Source organism: Sphingobacterium sp. R2, from assembly GCF_040760075.1.
Classification (GTDB): domain Bacteria; phylum Bacteroidota; class Bacteroidia; order Sphingobacteriales; family Sphingobacteriaceae; genus Sphingobacterium.
Genome location: NZ_CP142884.1, coordinates 3,942,025 through 3,957,516, shown reverse-complemented (window position 1 = coordinate 3,957,516; position 15,492 = coordinate 3,942,025). Strand labels below are relative to the sequence as shown.

Genomic DNA, 15,492 nt, shown 5'->3' with positions numbered 1-15,492 from the left:
CCTATGTTGAAGCGACTATTTCACACAGGATATAGCCGAATGATGATCCTGCTCTTCCTGTTATTGGCGACTGCGGGCTCCTTAAGTGGACAGTCCAGAAAGGTTATTGATTTTAATGGGGGCTGGTGGTTTAAACTAGATAGCAGCCAGCAATATAGCAATGGACGAAAAGGAGAGGGCTGGCGAAAGCTCGATCTACCACATGACTGGAGTATCGAAATGCCATTTAGAGAAAACAGCCCCGCAGGTAGCGGGGCTGCTTACCTCGATGGTGGCGTAGGATGGTATCAAAAAACGTTTAAGCTGGCGCAGGCTGAGCAAGGGCAACGGATATTTATTGCATTCGAAGGTGTATACGAAAATAGTGAAGTCTGGATCAATGGGCATTTCTTAGGAAAAAGACCCAATGGTTATATCGGATTTGAATATGAGCTTTCCCCTTATTTATACTGGGATGGTAGGGAAAACCTGCTTTCAGTAAAAGTAAACAATAAGAATCAGCCCAACTCGCGTTTCTATTCGGGGTCGGGGATCTATCGGGATGTCAAATTAATCAGCCGTAATCCAGTCAGCGTAGGAACGAACAGCACCTTCATAAGAGCTGGGCAGCTCAGTGAGAAACGTGCTGTCGTGGATCTCTCCCTGGAAATTGAGCATAACCTTGAGGAATCAAAAAAGATTACGCTACTGACAGCGGTTCTTTCGGCTCAAGGTGCTGTTGTCGCAAGCAAACGTACCACGTTGAGCGCTGTCAAAGCAGGTCAGCACTCCATCGCTCAGCAGATAGTCCTCGAAAATCCCGTCTTATGGGATATTGAAAATCCCTATCAATATACGGCAAAAATTAAACTTATTGTTGATGGTCGGGTTGTGGATGAACAGCTTACGAAATTTGGCTTACGCAATTTTAGCTTCGATCAGCAACAGGGCTTTATATTGAATGGGAGGCAGCTTAAAATCCGGGGTGTCTGTTTACATAGTGATCTCGGCGCTTTGGGTATGGCATTCAATACGTCGGCAGCATTACGTCAGCTCCGCATTATGAAAGCAATGGGGGTCAATGGGATACGCACATCACACAACCCTGCGGCTCCAGCGTTTTTGGACCTTTGCGATAGCTTGGGTTTTGTCGTGATGAGCGAAACTTTCGATGTCTGGAAAGGGCATAAAAACCCTTATGACTATCATTTATACTGGGACGAATGGTACAAGCGGGACTTTGTTGACCATGTCAAAAGGGACCGTAATCATCCGTCACTGTTTATCTGGTGCCTGGGCAATGAAGCGCAGGAGCAATGGCATTCCAAAGCTGATGGTACAGCCATTCCGATCGCATTGGCAGCAATCGTCGATAGTCTGGATGACACACGTCCGACCACCATTGCCAATAATGAGCTTTCCAAAGCAAATCCCGTGCTGATGAGTTCGGCGGTAGATCTGATTGGCTACAACTATAACCATAAGAAATGGGCAAGCTTCCCACAGGACCATCCCGGAAAGAAGTTTATCGTAACGGAAAGCACTTCGGCGTTGGAAAGTCGCGGAACGTATGATTTGGTTCCTTATGATTCTAGTCGCATGTGGCCTGAACGATGGGATATCCCTTTTTCTGGCGGGAATGAAGACAGGAACATATCGGCTTACGACAATGTATTTACACCATGGGGTTCAAATCATCAGACAAGCTTAAGGTTGATGGAAAGGTATGACCATATTGCTGGGATGTATGTATGGACCGGATTTGACTATCTCGGCGAACCCACACCGTACACCTGGCCGGCACGAAGTTCGTACTTTGGTATTGTGGATCTAGCTGGGTTTCCGAAAGATGTCTACTATCTGTATCAAAGCGTATGGACAGAAAAGCCGGTCTTACATGTATTGCCACATTGGAATTGGAAGCAAGGTGACCGGGTAGATATAGTCGTGTATTTTAATCAGGCTAACCGGATGGAGCTTTATCTGAACGGTAAAAAGATAGGGGAGCAGTCCAAGGACCCAGACCGGTACGACCTTGTATTTAAGGCCGTTGAATTTGAACCAGGGGAGATTGAAGTAATATCGTTTCAAGGTGGCAAGAAACTGCTAAGTAAAACGATCCGCACGGCAGCGAAAGCGCATCGTATACAATTGTTTGCAGAAAACGTGACTTTCAATTCGGCAAACAAAGAACTTGCCTTTGTGCATGCCTATATCGTGGACGAGTTTGGTACGATTGTTCCTGATGCAGACGATAAAATCGAATTTGAGGTGGAGGGAGATGCTGCAAAAATTGTGGCGACAGACAATGGCAATACGACGGATCTGAACAGTTTTCAATCAACGGCACGAAGGACATTCAACGGTAGAGCTTTGGTCATTATAAAAAGCATAGATAGAGGTAAAATCATCCTTCGAGCCAAAAGCAGGGGGCTTTTGGCTGATGCAGTAGTGTTGATAAGTGAGTAAATTTTTGAAAAAATGTGAGTGTAATCAAAAACTATTAACGCACTGTCTGCATCAATCATACTTTCAGTGCGTTAATTACATGATGTGATTTACTTATATAGCAATTTTCCCTCCGGTTATTGCTAGTGTGGCACCTGCTATGTAACTGCTATCTTCGGAAGCTAAAAAAACATATGCTGGGGCAATCTCTGCCGGTTGTGCTGGTCGTTTGATTGGGGTTTCCTTGCCAAAATTTTGTGGTTCCGGCATAGTCGAGGGTATTAACGGCGTCCATACGGGTCCGGGAGCTACAGCATTTACGCGAATACCTCTATCCTGTTGTAGAAGCATTTGCGCGAGATTCGCTGTAAAATTTTGTATAGCTCCCTTAGTTGCCGCATAGTCTAAAAGAACGGCACTCGGATGATACGAGTTAACGGAGGCTGTATTTATGATTGAGCTTCCAGGTTGCATGTGAGGTACTGCTGCTTTTGATAGATAGAACATACTTCTTATATTAGTTTCGAAAGTACGATTCCATTCCTCTGCTGTCAACGCGTCGAGTGTCTTATGCGCCATTTGGTAAGCAGCGTTGTTAACTAAGATATCTATGCCTCCGAGTTCAGATAATGCACAATCTATTAGTTGGTTACAATAGTTTTCGTTACGGAGATCTCCTTTATATAATATAACTTTACGGCCTGCCTCTCTTACGAGGCGAGCAGTTTCTTTTGCATCTTCATCTTCGATATCATAGCCGTAGCTGATTACCAAATCTGCACCTTCGCGCGCATAAGCGATCGCAATGGCTCGGCCAATACCTGAATCTGCACCTGTAATAACAGCTTTCGCACCGTTAAGCTTACCACTGCCAACATAACTTTTCTCACCATGATCAGCTTGTGGTTTCATGGAAGTTTCCGTTCCAGGAACTTGCTGTTTTTGTTTTGGGAAAGGTGGTATAGGATATTTTGTGTGTGGATTTTTAAACTGTGACATATTGTTTATTTTTTGTTGTAGTATTGTTGTCTCTTGAACAATTCTTGTAATGAAATCGTTCATAAAAACGATATTATAATGAAAATACGTCGTTGAAAAGATCTTTATAAGGGGCGCAAGATTGCATTGGGAAAAAGAGAATGGAGGATTTATTTTATCTATTGCCTGTTCATCACGCTATCAATATTCTTCTTAATGTTGTCTAGATCAAAAGGTTTTGCTATAAAGCCATCCGCTCCATTATCAATGGCAATGGTGGCGCCATCAACGCTAGCGGAAAGCACTATAACAGGCAAATCCTTTATTTTATCGTTTTCACGAATTATCTTTAGCGCCTGATCTCCAGACAACAAAGGCATCCAAAGGTCGAGTAGGAGCAAATCTGGTGAATGCATTTCTATCTGCTCAATCAATAAAGTGCTATTGGCGACAGTTACGACAACGTAACCTTCCAATTCTAAATATAGCTCGAGAACTTCAAGTATTCCCTCGTCATCGTCACAAATCATTATTCGTTTAGCTTCCATGTACTTTTGGTTTTTGCATAATAGATAATGTAAGAATAAAATTAGTGCCCTCATCGACCTCACTTTCCATCCATAAAGGCACTTTTAGTTTTTAAAAGAGATACAAATCATATGCCTTTAATACCGTAGAACGTATAAATCACCGGTAATTCAAGTACTTTAACTCTAACAGCCTTGTTAGGAAACTTTTTAAATGGATTTAACTCAATGAAATCTAAGACATGGATAGATAGCTAATTTAGGGCAGTGGTGTCATTTAATTTAACTCCTCTTGTGTGAATTGGAATACAATATATTGCAGTTGATGCGGTAATAAATAGATCAGTCCTATCTTTTCCTCCGAAACACACGTTCGATGTCCAAGGTTCATTAATCTCAATGTGTCCAATCAATTCACCTCTCGGGCTATAGATAGAAACACCTCTTCCAGTAAGGTAAATATTTCCTTCGTTGTCTAGGGTAAGTCCATCAGAGCCCTGCTCTATGACCGCTGTCTGCCCACTTAATTTACCCTCAGCATCAATCATATACCGATACGTTTTATTTCGTTCAATGTCTGCTACATATAGATATCTTCCATCAGCCGAACCAACTATCCCGTTTGGCTTAGTTAGATCATCAGCCACCACAATTGGCTTCGTTCCTTTTCCGAAAGGAAGGTAGTATACTTTTTGCCCCACTATCTCTGGTTTCTTTCTATCCCAATAATCACGCTGATAATAGGGATCTGTAAAATAAATACCTCCTTTTTGATCCACCCATAGGTCATTTGGGCCATTCAATTTTCTTCCATCGACATCTGATAGCAGCACCGTAACTTTGCCATCCATGTTTATCGACCAAATTTCGTTTTTCTCATCCGAACATGAAAGTAGTTGATTCAAATGATTAAAGTACAGTCCATTTGCACGGCCTGAAGAATCTTTAAACACCGAAAGATGACCGTTTGTGCAGTATCTCCAGATTTTGTTATTTGGCTGGTCAGTAAAATAAATATTGCCACCTCGATCCACGGCGGGACCTTCTGTAAATTTAAAATCCCGAGATATTAATTTCAAGCTGTCTTGAATAAATAACTGGGCTCTTATGTTTATCCCCCCTAACATAAAGAGGACGAATAAGAACGTTTGATAGTACCTGCAATAATTAACTGAATGCTCCATAATAAAGTTTATTATTTCAAATTATTATTATCAATTTTAGTTCCACCATCAAAGTAAAGGCGATATTGCTATACTTGTTAAAGAAACCATACCTTAATGTGCTTGAATGATCAAGTATAATGTATCATGATCAGATACAATATAGCCTTTATTTTATTAAATTTATGGTAAAACTATCTCTTTAGCAGCGATATAAAATGCGTCTGTGAGTAAAATAACGACTTGTATTTAGATGGTTAAATTTGACCATTGACTCAAGTATAACATTCCTGGTAACTTTGGGAATGATATAGATGTTCAATTTACCAATTTAAGTATTAAGATTCAAAAATTACAAGTGCCAAATATGACTATTCCATTTAGTATTGTTTTGTTAAGTCTTCTTATAATGACTTATCATACGCCTTTTTCAAACGTAGGAGAGCGGCAAGTTACTTATACTGATTATTCCCGAGGACGAACTTTGAGATCCCAAATGTGGTATCCAACTGCGGATACAACTATTAAAGATACGCAACTACCATTCGTTTTACCACCTACAGTAAAAGATGCAGAATTTATACAAAAGAAATATCCATTGGTTGTACTTTCTCATGGTACAGGCGGAAATCGATATAGCTTATCATGGTTGGCGATTGAATTAGCAAAGAACGGATATTTTGTGATAGCTCCCGATCATTGGGGAAATACGCTCGATAATAAAATTCCAGAGAACTTCGTGCGTTATTGGGATAGGCCGCTCGATATGAGTTTTCTAATTTCATCACTGCTTAAAGATCCTGTTTATCATCGTTACATAGACAGTAATAAGATAGCGGGAATCGGATTTTCGTTGGGAGGCTACACCACTTTAGCACTTGCTGGGGTTAAAATAGATTGTGATAAACTCAAGATAAATGCATCTAAAGCGGAAAATCGCAACCAATTTGTTGTTCCTGAACTGGGAGATCTTCAAGAACTTATACAGGAAATCCCATGCAACCAAGTGCCAGGAAATTTAAAAGATAGTCGATTTAAAGTTAACATAGCTTTATCACCAGCTTTGGGACTGGTGATTATGGAAGAAAAACAAAGCAAAAAATCTTCTGTTTTAATCATCGGAGCTGCAGATGATTCCATTGCTCCACTAGCATCAAATGCGCTTAAATATAGCCAAGTTATGAAAGGCTCAAAATATAGCATACTACCTGTTAAAACGGGTCATTATGTTTTTTTAAACGAAGGAAAATCGTTTTTAGTTAATGAAGAACCGACTTTTTACTGCGATCATAAGACTATTGACAGAAGAGCGGTTCATCGTCAAGTGGCTGCAGAAATAAAAAGTTTCCTTTGGGAGCATCTGAAGTAATTGACCACCGATTTTTTAATATTAAGCTCAAGTAGCTATCAACTTCATTTCCTCTCATAGAGATGCCATTCCACGCGCTAAATTAGTTGAAAAGTGATATAGTAGTAAATCAATTAGTGAAAAAGTAATTTTAGTAATTTCTGTATTAATAAGTTAATTAGTGCAGGATTGTTACAAATAAAGTTTTTTCTTAATTTTGGTATTTTAGTATTTATAATTTATTCAATTTATGCTTTTCATCTATACGCGGTACGAGTACGTTCTAGGAAGTAAAAATATTTTAGCTACATTAAAGAATGAGACAATACCGCAAAATTTTAATCTCAGTATCATCACACCAGCAACCAAATTTTTAGGATTCCCAGTTGGTGGGGGTTTAGTAAAAATGTCTCGTTTAGTGAATCAAAATGGCCAGGTTATCCACGCTCGAAATTATTCACCCGAAATAAAAGAGGAAGTTAAGAAATTTAAAAAGACGCTTAAAATCCCCTATTTCAAACTATGGAAAGGGTATTTGATGATAGCCTCAATAGCGATTGCCGGCTCTATCATTTACGGTATAAAACTAAATTTGGATGGTAAGAAATACCGTAATGAAAAGGATAAGCTTGTGGAATCGGCTCGACAATTACAAGTGGGACAACTGTATGGAGCAAGTTTCTTTACTGACGCTGAAGGAAATAATATCGAAGGTTTGCCCGGAGGTTGGGTTAAAATTCTAAAGATAGAAGGAGATACAATTTTTGTCCAACGATCAAAAAAAATGACAGATCGGGCGATGTTTGAAATGAAAGATTTGGATTCAATCAAACCAACAACCGATGAAGATTGGAATAACCACATTGAGAGGATGGATTATCCACTATTCAAAGAAGCGGTCCTGAATAAAGATTTATCAAGAATAGATCTGTCATATATTGGTGCGGGCCATGATAAATATTCTGGCGTCATTATGTCTTTCAAGGGCGTTGAGTAGTTATTTTTATTAAACTAATCACATAGAAAATGGGAGAGCAGTTTACCAACTTTGACGGGGTGGAAAACGAAAATAAGCAGGAAACACAACGCACTATATTATTTCGAAAAAGCGGTCGATTTTTAATTATCTTGCCTTTTTTAATCCCTTTATTTTTTATCGGAAAAACTTTCGGTTGGTGGCAAAAGGAGTTTGTCGCGAGAGGTTATATTATTGGCATTGAGTCAAATGGTAAAATCTATGAATTGGGCAATGGTGGCGTATTTGCGTTCAGTAAACGTTTCGTTAGCGATAAGAAAGTGTTTTTAAAAGCTGGATCAGGTACGGTATGTTTTATTTCTGCACTAGCGGAGCAACACTACCAACTCAATCCTGAAAAACCGAGCAATCCATTTTTTCAGGGGAGCGTCACCTTTATCAATTACGATAAATCGAAAATTTTCTGTCGAGAGGAGAGAAAATACGTTGACGCTAGTTCATACTATACGGTAAATAGTGCTTTTGATCGGAATGGCCAACTTTTGTTGGCCTACAGTATCGACGAAAAAGCTCCAAAATCTTTAAGGAAGCCCCCATTTATAAAAACTATCATTAATCAAGGTATGTCTCGCCGGTCGGGTGGAAGTGTAAGTGATGTTAAAGATCCTTATATCGATGTCTCAGCGATCTTTGAGCAATTTTTTCATAGAGAATTGAATTATTCAGTTGACGAGGAAAAGAAAATCATACGTTTAATTTTATAGTTGTCGATAGAGATCTTATCCGAGCAGTATGCAAAAAACTGACTTAAGTTTTTTTTTAGCCTCTGTAGTTATGGACAAGCATCCACCGTTCTTGGATGTCAAGTTTATGTGCACGCTCGTAGAGGATTTTAAAATTATTACGTTATAATTAGTCCTCATCTATATATTTCTTAAGTACTTCAAAAAGTTCAGCCTGTCGTATAGGTTTGCCAAGAAGGTCATTCATTCCGTATTCAATGCATCTTTTTCTTTCTCCCTGTACACTGCCGGCAGTTAGGCCTATGATAGGTACATCTTGATAACCCGGCAACATCCTAATATATCGGGTCGCATCAATACCACTCATTATTGGCATCTGTACATCAATAATAATAACTGCGAACTGCTTCTTCTTACATTCTTCCAATGCCTGAATACCATTAACAGCTTCTGTAAGTAGCACATTAGGAGCAAAGGATCTGATTATCTTATTATTCAGGGCCATATTCACAGGGTTATCATCAACCAATAGTACTTCCGATGGTAGACCAAATAACGGTAGTTGTGCTCCAGCTTGGTCCAGTATGTTTTCTCCTGCAGTATCTTTGTTAATGTTTTTAATTATTTGGTATAATTCATTGGATTTTATAGGCTTCATCAAAAGATACATATTTTCAGTATTTTTACGTGATGTATACGTATCCAGTTCGTCGGAGGAAGAAGAGAGTAGTATAAATTGGGTAGTCTCTTTGCGCTGATTTAATAGTCCTTTTATTTTATCGATTGTTTCTACTCCCGACATTATAGGCATATGATAATCCATCAGGATCACGTCGAACCGCTCACCTTTCAACATGATATCTAACGCTTCCATTCCATTAGAAGCCAGGGTAGACTTGATATCTTTATAGGCGAGCATGTGTTCTAGAATGATTCTGTTGGATTCATTATCATCAACGATTAGAGCCGTTTTAATAGATATATCATCCTCATCTTCCCATTCGGGAATTTCATAGGGAACCTTGATATCGAAGAAAAACACTGAACCGCTTCCCATTTGGCTGATTAGGGATAAATGACTTCCCATATATCCCAAAATATTGTTGGAGATGGTTAGCCCGAGCCCTGTGCCTCCATATCTTTTGCTAATTGAACTGTTTTCTTGGGTAAAAGCATCAAAAATATATTTCTGTTTCTCAGTAGGAATTCCAATCCCGGTATCTCTTACTGAAAAGCGTAAAGTGATCATATTATCTTCTATGCGTAACTGTTCTACCTTTAATTCAATCTCTCCCTCTTCCGTGAATTTAACCGAATTACCCAAAAGGTTGATTAAGATTTGCTTTAACCTTGCTTCATCAAAGTATAACATTTTTGGTAAATCTGGTTTAACATTCAGCAAGAGCTCGATATTTTTTTTGCGCGATTGATAAAGTATAACATTTATAACTTGGCTTAGCATATCGTAAATATTGCTTTTTTCGATTGAGAGCTCCATTTTTCCGGATTCTATTTTAGAAAAATCCAAGATATCATTGATAATTCCAAGCAGATTTTCACCGGACTCATTGATATAATTCAGATATTGCATCTGTGTTTCATTGAGTAGTGTTCTCAAGAGTAGGTCAGAAAAACCAATAACCCCATTCAAAGGGGTACGAATTTCATGACTCATGTTGGCTAGAAATTCGGATTTTGCCTTGCTGGCAAGATCTGCGGCTGCTTTCGCATTTTTTAGCTCATCATTAATTTTCACTGCATTAGTAATATTCTGTATGGAAATAATGATACCGCCTACTTCGTCGTTTGTAAGATACCAAGGTCCCACTTTAAGGTCATAATGCTGAATTTCTTCCTTTCCTTTCACCTTTAATTTAAAGTCTTCATGATTGTAAGTTTGTCCCAACAATGCATTCCTGTAGATTTCTGTTCTATCTCCTGGAATATCCGGAGATGTGCTGAAGAGATTTTTGCCGAGAAGATTCACGTCATGAATATCAAATTCCTCTTTCCATTTGCTACTTACAGCAACATAGTTAAAGACTTTGTCGAACATAGCTAAAGGAATGGGGACATCAGTGGCGAAAGATTGCATCATAGCCTCTTTGCTCTTGATTTCCAAAAACATTTTTTTAAAGATATCAATGTCCTGGATAATTCCATAGACCCTTTTGCAGATTTCATCTTCAAATTCAGGAATACCCTTTACTCTCACCCAGATTGTAATGCCGTCATTACGCAAAAGCTGAAGCTCTTCATCAAAAGAAATTCCTTGTTGTACAGCCCTTTCAAAGAGAGATCTTAGTCGTTTTTCATTTTCTCCTTCATAAAATCCAAGAGCATTTTCAAAATTTGGTTGGAAATTGCTTTCGATTTTGTGAATTTCCCTCGTACTTTGAGACCAGAAGAGCTTACCAGTTTTCATATTAGCCTCCCAGCCGCCAACTTGTGCAACCGCACTTGTTTCCTCCAGCATTTCCTTGGTACGAAAAAGATCCTTTTCGAGCTTATCTCTGCGTAAAATGTCGGACTTTAATTGTATATAAACGAAGATAGTAACACCAATGGCTGCAACTGCAGAAAAGAGGATAAATAGAACAGTCCATTTAGAAGACGTATTCAGATCTTCATTTTTTATAGCAAGCTGAATTTCCTCATGTTTGACAAATTCGTTAACGAGCATACGGCATTTATCCATTGTCCTCTTATTTTCTATCAGTTCTTCTGGGGTCATTAATAACCCATTTTTACGATTTTCAATCAGTAAGACATAACCTTTCATCATTGCTTCTGAATTACGTAGCAGATCACTTAAGGTATTCATTTGTTGTTTATCTTTGAGTTGAAATTTACTTTCTTGAGCAACGAGCAGCGGATACTCCTTCCTGCTCTTATTAAAAGGTTCCAGAAAATTTTCCCTACCGGTAAGTTGATATCCCCGATTGCCTGTCTCAGCATCTAAGAGTATGTTTAGAAGATCTTTTATCAAACTTATAGATTCCTTACTTTTTAAGAAGCTTTCTCTATTCTCCATCTGGTTTCGTATGCTGATATAAGATGCTACGGAACTCGCAATCAGCAGTATCAATGAGAGCACTACACCTATCTGAAGATTTCTAATAATTTTTTTCGGCATGGTATTGATGTTTACAGTTAAGATACTAAAAAAGTGGAACATTATATAAGGAGCTACAAACGAGCTTTAAACTATCAAATATGCAAAGCGATTTATAGTAATCTCTAATAAAAAACTATAACTAAGTTGAGGATGTTATATTTATATCATTAAAAGCCATCGAGGCTGTATATTCTAGGTATTTTGCCCTATCAAATCTATCCATATGGTGTAATGGGCCTATAAATACGCTTTGAATGGATGACACGCCACAATATCTCAATATGCCTTTTCCCAATTGAACCAGCCCACAAGAATGGTAAATTTCTTCATAAGTATCCAAAGATAAATCGCCAGATGTGGTAATAATTCTTGCTGTTTTTGAACTTAGCAGACCTGTACTAATCCCATTTTTATCACTTTTAAAAGCTAATCCTGGTAGAAATAAACGGTCGATAAAGCCCTTCATAATTGCAGGCATACCCATCCGCCACAGCGGATGTATCCAAACCTGGTGTTGGCTCCATTGTATATCTTCGAATGCTTTTACCAAATCTGGTTCAAGGTCCATCCTTTGTCGATAACCAAACTGGAGATTGGGGTTAAAATTTAATGCTCCTATGGCCACGTAACGTATATCAGCGCCATTTGTTAAGGAAGATTTAATATATGACTGCGCTAATGCTTCGTTGAAACTATCACTATCGGGATGTCCGTTGATGACTACTATCTTCTTCATTTCGTTTGACTTAAAATGCTGTTGGATAACTTGATTTGCTGGTTGTAAAATGGCTTAACGTTTTATAAAGTGACTACTATTTTTCCGACTGTACGGCCGGTTTCGATGTGTATATGTGCCTTTGCTATCTCGTCGAAATTGTACACATGAGAAATATGAGGTATCAAAATACCTCTTTCTAATAGTGATGCAATTCGCTGCATATCAACACCGCAAGAATAAACCGACATGAAATAGCAGGCATGTAACTGCTTTTGTTGCGCTTTAAGCTCGTCGTCTTTTGTGTGGCCAGACGGTAATGCCACTATAGTTCCAAACGGTTTTAGTACACTTACAGACTTTTGGAAATTATCGCCTCCAATGGTTTCTAGTACAAAATCTATGTCATGAAGTACATCTTCAAAATGCGTCGTTTTATAATTAATGTGTTTATCTGCACCCAAGCTGAGTACAAAATCTCGATTGGAATTAGATGATGTTGCAACCACATAAGCACCAATATGTTTTGCAATTTGTATAGCAAAATGCCCTACGCCACCCGAAGCTCCGTGAATAAGAACCTTATCTTGCGGTCTCAATTTTCCATAACTGTCAAACGCCTGCCATGCTGTTAAGGCCGATAAGGTACTGGCCGCGGCTTCGATATGGCTAATGTTATGCGGTTTAAAAGCAAGATGCTCCGCCGGAGCAGAGACGTATTCGGCATACGCTTTGCCGTGACCAACAAAATTGATCATCCCGAAAACTTCATCACCAATTTTGAATTGATGAACCTGATCCCCGATTTCTATCACTTCTCCAGAAACATCCCACCCCAAAATCAATGGATCATGATGTGCCAATTCTTCTGCTAAAGGTGCTTGCCTGCTACGGACTTTAGCATCAACAGGATTCACACTTATGGCTCTTACCTTTATCAAAACTTCATGTGCTTTAACACTTGGTTTTTCAATATTCTTGTAAACAAGACCAGTTGTATTTCCGAACTTTTCCAATATTATTGCTTTCATTTTTTTACTATTTGTTAGGCAAATATAGACCGATAAAAGTCCCTAAAACAGGTACTTTTACAGTATTTATTGGTAGTTTTGTAGTATGCCAAAAGAAAATATTTATCAATCAATAGAAGTTTTTTATGAAAAGGTGGACCACTGCCCATTGCGGGACAGGGAATTTAATTTTTTTGAATTGGTTTATGTTATTTCGGGATGTGGAGTTCACGTTGTCAATGGGAACAAGCTCGCTTACCATGCGGGTGATATGTTTCTCCTTGCACCGCATGATCGTCACGAGTTTGATTTAGAAAGCATATGTGAGTTTATGGTGGTACGTTTTAGGGAAAGCTATATAAAAGAATACCAATGGAAAAGTATTGACCATCTGGAATGTATATTATATTATGCTTCACATTTAGCTGGTTCTGTCCTTGTCAATAGAGAAGATCAGGAAATGGTTGCTTTACTTATGCAGAATTTACGACAGGCCATAGCTCATCAATCCATCTACAACGAGGATCTTAACCGTCATTTGGTCAATGCTGTCATTGTCATTGCAGGAAGAAATATTGCTGTGATGAAGCCTAAGGGCATCTCCTCTAAATCAGACGGTCGAATATTGCAGATACTAGATTATATACAGGAAAATATTCGAGAGCCAGAATTACTGAAAATTTCTGCAATTGCTAATCAGTTCGGTGTAGCTCCAACTTACCTCGGTACTTATTTTAGAAAACAATGCGGCGAAACCATCCAAAGTTATATATCCTCTTATCGTATTCGTTTGATAGAACATAGATTACGGTTTAGTGACAAAAGGGTTCATGAATTAGCCGATGAATTTGGGTTTGCAGATGAAAGCCATATCAATAAGTTCTTCAAAAGACATAAAGGTTTGAGCTTAAAAGGTTATCGCAATACTGCGCATCAAAATATATCGAAAGAAGCTTACAAGGCTTAAATATAGCCGATATCGAGCTAAAAAACCTACCAGATTGCCGATCCAATGCTTACCATAAGATATTCTATATCTTCCAGTAAATAGGGCAGATGGAATATTCGAAGAGGCGGTTGTGAATAAAATTATTCCGCCCAGTAATTAGAGCTAATTCTGGGCGGAAAGGATTGATAAGGGAAGGGATAATATGACGGATGTTTTATTCTAAATTTGTCAATGGAACAAGCCTAAAGTTTGCAAGGTACATCTGAAAGTTCTTCACAGCTTGCGGTGTATGGCCATCTTCGTTGACATCGTAATTCGTATAGCCCACCAGTGATTCAAAGCCATTTGTTTGCAACGATGTTGAATAGTCTTTTAGCGAGCTCATGGCTAATGTTGGAAAATCGCTAAACTTAAGCGTAATAGTTTTCCACCCATTTTCAAATTTAAACGGGTTTAGCTCAAGACCTCCTGTAATCACTTTTTTCCATTCCCAAGGAGTGATATTATAGAGGTAGGCATAGTTTACACCACTTCTATTTTTATTCATTTTAAATGGAATGGCGCCCGATATCCACGGTGACGGCATATAGAGGTCAAATTGTATGGCGAGATTTTCAATCGACGTATTTCCTTTTATATCCCCATTTTTTGCAATCAATGTATTGAAAGCTTTGTAGGCGTAAAACTTAAAGAAGTTGCCACTTATACCATTATTTGCCGCTACGGGTATATCGACTTTTGTCGCTGGTATAGCGATGACGTATTCTGGGTTTTGGGGAAGGCCTGTAAGTGCAGTTATTTCCAATGGATTTGAGTAGATTCTGATCCCATTGTTTCCTCCGGCAATCATAGCTTCCTCTGTGAACGTTCGTAGAAACACGCCATTTTGAAAAAACATGTAAGGTGCAGAAGAATAGCGCTCATTATCGATGTCAATCGTAACACGACCATATTTTTGTCTATCGATGTTAGCCGGAACAATCACTTGTAAAATGGAGTCATTGGCAGATTTTATAATGCCTTTTGTCGAATCAGGGAAAGTTATCGCACTGGCTTCTTTCAGGTTTTTGCCGTATACTTCAATGAGATCTCCGGCATAGGGCATTGTATAGGACACTCCAGTGATCGAGGGTATTTTATCGGGGTCGCGAAAAATAAATCCATCAAAGCTTGCTTGACCTGCTGAGGTCACGAGCTTGATCGTGTGCAAAAGAGTTGGGTCATTTACGTCACTCCCTGTCGGTACGGTCTCTGGTACATTAATAATAATGTCTGTGTCAGTCACATAAATAGGTATAAATGGAACCTGCATTCCGTTAAAATATACGCGTTGCAGCCCGTTAAAACCGTTGCCGTGAATACGAATCCAGTTGTTGAAAAAAATGGAAGATATCTGGGAGCTCTCTGTATTTCGGCTGTGTGACCAGACACCCGCAATCTGAATGTTGCTGCTAGATACATCCTTTTTGCAAGAAAAAAAGCTATAACATATCAACGTTAAAATGAATATATATATAATTCTTAAATTTTTCATGTCA

The 15,492-nt window shown here is 38.7% G+C and carries 12 protein-coding genes; 5 read left to right on the top strand and 7 right to left on the bottom strand.

Annotated features, from left to right (window positions below; translation table 11 throughout):
• Nucleotides 1-3: 3 nt before the first annotated feature.
• The gene (locus VXM68_RS16485; protein WP_367209405.1) at nt 4-2,448 is read left to right on the top strand and encodes a glycoside hydrolase family 2 TIM barrel-domain containing protein; all 2,445 of its coding nucleotides are present in this window, start codon (nt 4-6) and stop codon (nt 2,446-2,448) included.
• 93 nt (nt 2,449-2,541) lie between these two features.
• Here VXM68_RS16485 and VXM68_RS16480 read toward each other — a convergent pair whose 3' ends face one another.
• The 3 genes from VXM68_RS16480 to VXM68_RS16470 form a co-directional block, all read right to left on the bottom strand.
• Nucleotides 2,542-3,426 (bottom strand): SDR family oxidoreductase, encoded by an 885-nt coding sequence (locus VXM68_RS16480; protein ID WP_293957513.1) that lies wholly within the window; start codon nt 3,424-3,426, stop codon nt 2,542-2,544.
• A 158-nt stretch (nt 3,427-3,584) separates the two neighbouring features.
• Nucleotides 3,585-3,953, bottom strand: a complete 369-nt coding sequence (locus tag VXM68_RS16475; RefSeq protein ID WP_294187933.1) for a response regulator — start codon at nt 3,951-3,953, stop codon at nt 3,585-3,587.
• A gap of 233 nt (nt 3,954-4,186) precedes the next feature.
• A complete protein-coding gene (locus tag VXM68_RS16470; protein ID WP_367209404.1) occupies nt 4,187-5,011 on the bottom strand; it encodes an SMP-30/gluconolactonase/LRE family protein in 825 nt (274 codons plus the stop codon).
• A 451-nt stretch (nt 5,012-5,462) separates the two neighbouring features.
• Here VXM68_RS16470 and VXM68_RS16465 point away from each other — a divergent pair, with 451 nt between their 5' ends.
• From VXM68_RS16465 to VXM68_RS16455, 3 genes are all read left to right on the top strand, one after another.
• On the top strand, nt 5,463-6,464 hold the full coding sequence (locus tag VXM68_RS16465) for an alpha/beta hydrolase family protein (RefSeq protein WP_367209403.1): 1,002 nt from the start codon (nt 5,463-5,465) through the stop codon (nt 6,462-6,464).
• A gap of 229 nt (nt 6,465-6,693) precedes the next feature.
• Complete coding sequence (locus VXM68_RS16460; protein WP_293957509.1) at nt 6,694-7,440, top strand: hypothetical protein; 747 nt, start codon at nt 6,694-6,696, stop codon at nt 7,438-7,440.
• A 29-nt stretch (nt 7,441-7,469) separates the two neighbouring features.
• Nucleotides 7,470-8,183, top strand: coding sequence for a hypothetical protein (locus tag VXM68_RS16455; RefSeq protein ID WP_294187929.1), 714 nt, complete (start codon nt 7,470-7,472; stop codon nt 8,181-8,183).
• 148 nt (nt 8,184-8,331) lie between these two features.
• Here VXM68_RS16455 and VXM68_RS16450 read toward each other — a convergent pair whose 3' ends face one another.
• From VXM68_RS16450 to VXM68_RS16440, 3 genes are all read right to left on the bottom strand, one after another.
• On the bottom strand, nt 8,332-11,298 hold the full coding sequence (locus VXM68_RS16450; RefSeq protein WP_367209402.1) for a response regulator: 2,967 nt from the start codon (nt 11,296-11,298) through the stop codon (nt 8,332-8,334).
• Between the two features lie 121 nt (nt 11,299-11,419).
• A complete protein-coding gene (locus tag VXM68_RS16445; RefSeq protein ID WP_367209401.1) occupies nt 11,420-12,016 on the bottom strand; it encodes an NAD(P)H-dependent oxidoreductase in 597 nt (198 codons plus the stop codon).
• 62 nt (nt 12,017-12,078) lie between these two features.
• Nucleotides 12,079-13,026 (bottom strand): NADP-dependent oxidoreductase, encoded by a 948-nt coding sequence (locus VXM68_RS16440; protein WP_294350235.1) that lies wholly within the window; start codon nt 13,024-13,026, stop codon nt 12,079-12,081.
• Nucleotides 13,027-13,111: 85 nt separating this feature from the next.
• Here VXM68_RS16440 and VXM68_RS16435 point away from each other — a divergent pair, with 85 nt between their 5' ends.
• A complete protein-coding gene (locus VXM68_RS16435) occupies nt 13,112-13,972 on the top strand; it encodes an AraC family transcriptional regulator (protein ID WP_293957504.1) in 861 nt (286 codons plus the stop codon).
• Nucleotides 13,973-14,168: 196 nt separating this feature from the next.
• On the opposite strand, the gene VXM68_RS16430 is transcribed toward VXM68_RS16435, so the two are convergent.
• Nucleotides 14,169-15,488: a glycan-binding surface protein gene (locus VXM68_RS16430; protein ID WP_367209400.1), complete on the bottom strand. Its 1,320-nt coding sequence runs from the start codon at nt 15,486-15,488 to the stop codon at nt 14,169-14,171.
• Nucleotides 15,489-15,492 lie beyond the last annotated feature (4 nt).

Bases quoted from the DNA above. Each gene is read 5' to 3' on its own strand.
- VXM68_RS16440 (WP_294350235.1), bottom strand. From the start codon at position 13,026: ATGAAAGCAATAATATTGGAAAAGTTCGGAAATACAACTGGTCTTGTT.
- VXM68_RS16430 (WP_367209400.1), bottom strand. From the start codon at position 15,488: ATGAAAAATTTAAGAATTATATATATATTCATTTTAACGTTGATATGT.
- VXM68_RS16480 (WP_293957513.1), bottom strand. From the start codon at position 3,426: ATGTCACAGTTTAAAAATCCACACACAAAATATCCTATACCACCTTTC.
- VXM68_RS16465 (WP_367209403.1), top strand. From the start codon at position 5,463: ATGACTATTCCATTTAGTATTGTTTTGTTAAGTCTTCTTATAATGACT.
- VXM68_RS16435 (WP_293957504.1), top strand. From the start codon at position 13,112: ATGCCAAAAGAAAATATTTATCAATCAATAGAAGTTTTTTATGAAAAG.
- VXM68_RS16460 (WP_293957509.1), top strand. From the start codon at position 6,694: ATGCTTTTCATCTATACGCGGTACGAGTACGTTCTAGGAAGTAAAAAT.
- VXM68_RS16450 (WP_367209402.1), bottom strand. From the start codon at position 11,298: ATGCCGAAAAAAATTATTAGAAATCTTCAGATAGGTGTAGTGCTCTCA.
- VXM68_RS16445 (WP_367209401.1), bottom strand. From the start codon at position 12,016: ATGAAGAAGATAGTAGTCATCAACGGACATCCCGATAGTGATAGTTTC.
- VXM68_RS16485 (WP_367209405.1), top strand. From the start codon at position 4: ATGTTGAAGCGACTATTTCACACAGGATATAGCCGAATGATGATCCTG.
- VXM68_RS16455 (WP_294187929.1), top strand. From the start codon at position 7,470: ATGGGAGAGCAGTTTACCAACTTTGACGGGGTGGAAAACGAAAATAAG.
- VXM68_RS16475 (WP_294187933.1), bottom strand. From the start codon at position 3,953: ATGGAAGCTAAACGAATAATGATTTGTGACGATGACGAGGGAATACTT.